General features: G+C 68.0%; 5 protein-coding genes. 4 read left to right on the top strand and 1 reads right to left on the bottom strand.

Annotated elements, in window-relative coordinates:
* The 4 genes from mptB to ACAM49_RS38885 form a co-directional block, all read left to right on the top strand.
* The coding region (mptB, locus tag ACAM49_RS38870) for a polyprenol phosphomannose-dependent alpha 1,6 mannosyltransferase MptB (protein ID WP_369640516.1) at window positions 1-1,306 on the top strand (1,306 nt) is incomplete at its 5' end.
* Complete coding sequence (locus ACAM49_RS38875) at window positions 1,303-2,235, top strand: ABC transporter ATP-binding protein (protein ID WP_369640517.1); 933 nt, start codon at window positions 1,303-1,305, stop codon at window positions 2,233-2,235. The genes mptB and ACAM49_RS38875, both read left to right, overlap by 4 nt.
* Window positions 2,232-3,014 (top strand): ABC transporter permease, encoded by a 783-nt coding sequence (locus tag ACAM49_RS38880; RefSeq protein ID WP_369640518.1) that lies wholly within the window; start codon window positions 2,232-2,234, stop codon window positions 3,012-3,014. Before ACAM49_RS38875 ends, ACAM49_RS38880 begins: the two co-directional genes overlap by 4 nt.
* A 65-nt stretch (window positions 3,015-3,079) precedes the next feature.
* Window positions 3,080-4,081 (top strand): heme A synthase, encoded by a 1,002-nt coding sequence (locus ACAM49_RS38885; RefSeq protein WP_369640519.1) that lies wholly within the window; start codon window positions 3,080-3,082, stop codon window positions 4,079-4,081.
* A 5-nt stretch (window positions 4,082-4,086) separates the two neighbouring features.
* On the opposite strand, the gene ACAM49_RS38890 is transcribed toward ACAM49_RS38885, so the two are convergent.
* Window positions 4,087-4,584, bottom strand: coding sequence for an acyl-CoA thioesterase (locus ACAM49_RS38890; RefSeq protein ID WP_369640520.1), 498 nt, complete (start codon window positions 4,582-4,584; stop codon window positions 4,087-4,089).
* Window positions 4,585-4,679: the final 95 nt, after the last annotated feature.

The following is a 4,679-nucleotide window of genomic DNA, read 5'->3' on the forward strand; positions in this document are numbered from 1 at the left end:
GAATCCGCGGCATCGGCTCAGCCGCTCACAGATGGATCGCACGCTGCTGCTGTGGATCCTGCCGCTCAGCGTCGCGCCGCCGATGTTCAGCAATGACGTGTACTCGTATCTGGCGCAGAGCGAGATCTCGGCGCGCGGGCTGGACCCGTACGCGATCGGGCCGGTGCAGGGGCTCGGGCTCGACAATGTGCTGACCAATAACGTGCCCAATATCTGGCGGGCCACGGCCGCGCCGTACGGGCCGCTGTTCCTGTGGATGGGCCGGGGCATCTCGGCGATCACCGGCGACAACATCATTGCCGGAGTGTGGCTGCACCGGCTGCTGGCGCTGTCGGGCGTGGCGTTGATCGTGTGGGCGCTGCCGCGGCTGTCGCGGCGCTGCGGTGTCGCGCCGGTGAGCGCGCTGTGGCTGGGCGCGGCCAATCCGCTGGTGCTGTTCCACCTGGTCGGCGGTGTGCACAATGACGCGATCATGCTCGGGCTGATGCTGGCGGGCACGGAGTTCTGCCTGCGGGCCATCGACGACACCCATCCCTTCGATCGGCGGGCTTGGGCGCTGCTGGTTTTCGGGGCCGTGGTCATCACGATGTCCTCGGCCATCAAGATCACCTCGATCATCGCGCTCGGGTTCGTCGGCATGGCGCTGGCGCGGCGATGGGGGCACGGGTTCCGCGGCATCGTGTATTCGGCCGGATTGCTCGGGGCGATCGCGATCGTGGTGACGCTGTCGATCAGTACGGCCAGCGGGCTCGGGTTCGGGTGGGTCAATACCGTCGGCACCGCGACCGAGGTGCGCAGCTATCTGTCGCTGCCGACCGCGGTCGGGATCATCACCGGGTTCGGCGGCGTGCTGCTCGGGCTCGGCGACCACACCACGGCCCTGCTCGACATCACCCGGCCTTTGGCCGAAATCGTGGCGGCACTGATCATTCTGCGCATGCTCATCGCCACCTGGACCGGGCGACTGCTGCCGGTCGGCGCCATGGGCGTGGGCCTGTGCGCGCTGGTGCTGCTGTTCCCGGTGGTGCAGCCCTGGTATCTGCTGTGGGCCATCGTCCCGCTGGCGGCGTGGGCCAACCGCCCGGCGTTCCGGGTGCCGGCGGTGGTCATCTCCGTCGTGGTGAGCGTGCTGGTGATGCCGCGCGGCGCGGACTTCGAGGTTTTCCAGATCATCGAGTCGGCGGTGGCGACCGTTCTGATCGCGCTGCTGTTCATCTTCGCGACCCGAAATGTGCTGCCGTGGCGCAATCAGCCGGGGGTGTCGGCTCCGTCACAACAGCCCACGCCCTACGGTGTCTCCTCGTGACCGTTGCCTCCGGACCCGCCGTACGTGTCGACGGCGTCGTGAAACGCTACGGCGAGACCACCGCGGTGGACGGCATCAGCTTCGATATCGAACGCGCGCAGGTGCTGGCGCTGCTCGGGCCCAACGGGGCGGGCAAGACCACCACCACCGAAATGTGCGAGGGCTTCGTGACTCCCGACGCCGGGAGTGTGCGGGTGCTGGGCCTGGATCCGATCGCCGATTCCGATCAGCTGCGGCCGCGCATCGGGGTGATGCTGCAGGGCGGCGGGGCATATCCGGGATCCAAGGCCGGGGAGATGCTCGATCTGGTGGCGTCGTATTCGGCCAATCCCCTCGATCCCGCTTGGCTACTGGACACGCTCGGGCTGAAAGACGCTCGGCGGACGCCGTATCGGCGGCTCTCGGGTGGTCAGCAGCAGCGGCTGGCGCTGGCGTGCGCACTGGTCGGACGCCCCGAGATCGTGTTCCTGGACGAGCCGACCGCCGGATTGGACGCGCAGGCACGGCATCTGGTGTGGGAGCTCATCGACGCGCTGCGCCGCGACGGGGTCAGCGTGCTGCTCACCACGCACATGATGGACGAGGCCGAGCAGCTGGCCGACCAGCTGGTCATCATCGACCACGGGCGCGTGGTCGCCCAGGGCACGCCCGCCGAGGTCACCTCGCACGGAGCCGAGGGGCGGCTGGCCTTCACCGCGCCACCCAAACTGGATCTCACCCTGCTGGAAGCCGCTCTGCCGGAAGGGTTCTCGCCGCGCGAGACCGCGCCGGGCTCATATCTGCTGCAGGGCGATATCACCCCGCAGGTGCTGGCCACCATGACCGCCTGGTGCGCGCGGATCGACGTGCTGCCCACCGACATTCGCATCGACCAGCGCCGCCTGGAAGACGTGTTCCTCGAACTGACCGGACGGGAGATCCGAGGGTGAGCGAGACCGTGAACCGATTCGCGGCGGGCACCTTCTCCCCCGCGCCGCAGCCGACCACGCGCGCGAAAATGCTGGCGGCGCAGACGCGCATGGAGCTGATCCTGTTGCTGCGCAACGGGGAACAGCTGCTGCTGACCATGTTCATTCCGATCACGCTGCTGATCGGGTTGACGCTGCTGCCGATGAGCGGATTGGGCGAGCACCGGGTCGACCGAGTGGTGCCCGCGGTGATGATGGTGGCGATCATGTCCACCGCGTTCACCGGGCAGGCCATCGCGGTCGGGTTCGATCGGCGCTACGGGGCGTTGAAGCGGCTGGGGGCGACGCCCTTGCCGCGGTGGGGCATTGTCGCGGGCAAGTGCTCGGCGGTGCTGATCGTGGTGGTGCTGCAGTCGATTCTGCTGGGGGCCATCGGATTCGCGCTCGGGTGGCGGCCGTCGCTGGGCGGGCTGGCGCTGGGCGCGGTGGTGATCGCGCTGGGGACCGCGACATTCGCGGCGCTGGGGTTGCTGCTGGGCGGGACGCTCAAGGCCGAAGTGGTGCTGGCGCTGGCCAACATCCTGTGGTTCGTGATGCTGGGGACCGCGAGCCTGGTGTTCATGTCCGATGACCTACCGCACGCGGTCAGCCTGATCGCGCGAATCATCCCGTCGGGAGCGCTCTCGGAATGCCTGGAACAGGCGATGCGGACCAGCATCGACTGGTACGGCATCGCGGTGCTGGCCGGATGGGGCGGGCTGGCCGGGTGGCTGGCCACCCGCTTCTTCAAGTTCGATTGACGCGAAAGATCCCTTGCCGCCGGGTGTTTAACGACACCTTGTAGTAGGGCGGTTGACGGGGCGAAATGCGTCCCGGCTACCATCGGTGCGTGCTGACTCGCGCCTTCCAGCGACTTGCCGATCTGTTCCCGATGCCTTCCCTGCGGGTGCAGCGACTCATCGCGCTCCTGGTCATCCTCACCCAGGCCGGAATCTCGGTGACCGGCGCGGTCGTCCGCGTCACCGCCTCGGGTCTGGGCTGCCCCACCTGGCCGCAGTGTTTCCCCGGCAGTTTCGTGCCGACCACGGTGGCCGAGGTGCCGGTGCTGCATCAGGTGGTCGAATTCAGCAATCGCATGCTGACTTTCGTGGTCAGCCTCGCCGCGGCGGCGATCGTGCTCGCGGTGACGCGGGCGCGGCGGCGGCGCGAGGTGCTGGTGTACGCGTGGCTCATGCCCGGCGGCACGGTCCTGCAGGCGATCATCGGCGGCATCACTGTGCGCACCGGACTGCTGTGGTGGACGGTCGCGGTGCATCTGCTCGCCTCGATGCTGATGGTGTGGCTGGCGACGCTGCTGTGGTCGAAGGTCGGGGAGCCCGATGACGGCATCGACACCGTGCAGGTGCCCAAGCCGCTGCGGCTGCTGACCGTGTTGAGCGGAATCGCGCTCACCGCGACGCTCATCGCGGGCACGCTGGTGACCGGGGCGGGACCGCATGCCGGTGACAAGAGCCTCGAGAAGCCGGTCGAGCGGCTGCAGGTCGAGATCGTGACGCTGGTCCACCTGCACGCCGAACTGCTGGTCGCGTATCTGGCGCTGCTGGTCGGGCTGGCCTGCGGGCTGGCCGCGGTGGGCATGAACAAGAGCATCCGCAACCGGCTGATCCTGGTGCTCGCGCTGGTGGGTTCCCAGGCGCTGGTCGGCATCGTCCAGTACTTCACGCATGTGCCGGCCGCGCTGGTCGCGGTGCATGTCGGCGGTGCGGCGGCGTGCACCGCCGCGACCGCCGCGCTGTGGGCCGCCATGCGCACCCGGGAACCGCTGCCCGCATCGACTTCCGAACCCGCGGGCAAGATCAGCGCCTGATTCGACTACGCGCCCGGGCCGCCGACCGGCGCGACGCGTGGCCGGGCGACCGGTGGACGAGCATGAGTGGGCGGGGTGGCCATCGGCAGCTCGCCGGGGTTCGCCTCGATCAGCGGCTGCCGATACACCATCTGCGTCTCGGTGACCTCGGCCCGACCGTGCGGGGCCGCAACCCCGAGCTCGTCCAGATTCACGAACACGATCTTCTCGATGGTGAGCACCGGCTGCCCGGTCCCCTTGTTACGTACCTCGCAGCCCAAAGTGATCGACGTGCGACCGAATTCGCGCACCACGACCCCCAGCTCGATGACATCACCCATCCGAACCGGACTGATGAAGTTGATCTCCGAGATGAACTTCGTGACCAACCGCGAATTGTTCAACTGCCCGGCCGCATAGATCGCGGCCTCCTCATCCAGCCAGGCCAGCAACGTCCCGCCGAACAACGAGCCATTCGGATTCAAATCCTGCGGCTTGATCCAGCGTCGCGTATGAAAAATCATGAAAGTACCGTCCTTGTCGTCCCGTGAATGGAAATCGAGCGGTACAGCCGAACGCAGAGTACCCCACCCGACCAGCCCATTCCCCCCACCTCGCC

The sequence above is a fragment of the Nocardia sp. JMUB6875 genome (assembly GCF_041154655.1).
In the GTDB taxonomy this organism is placed as follows: domain Bacteria; phylum Actinomycetota; class Actinomycetes; order Mycobacteriales; family Mycobacteriaceae; genus Nocardia.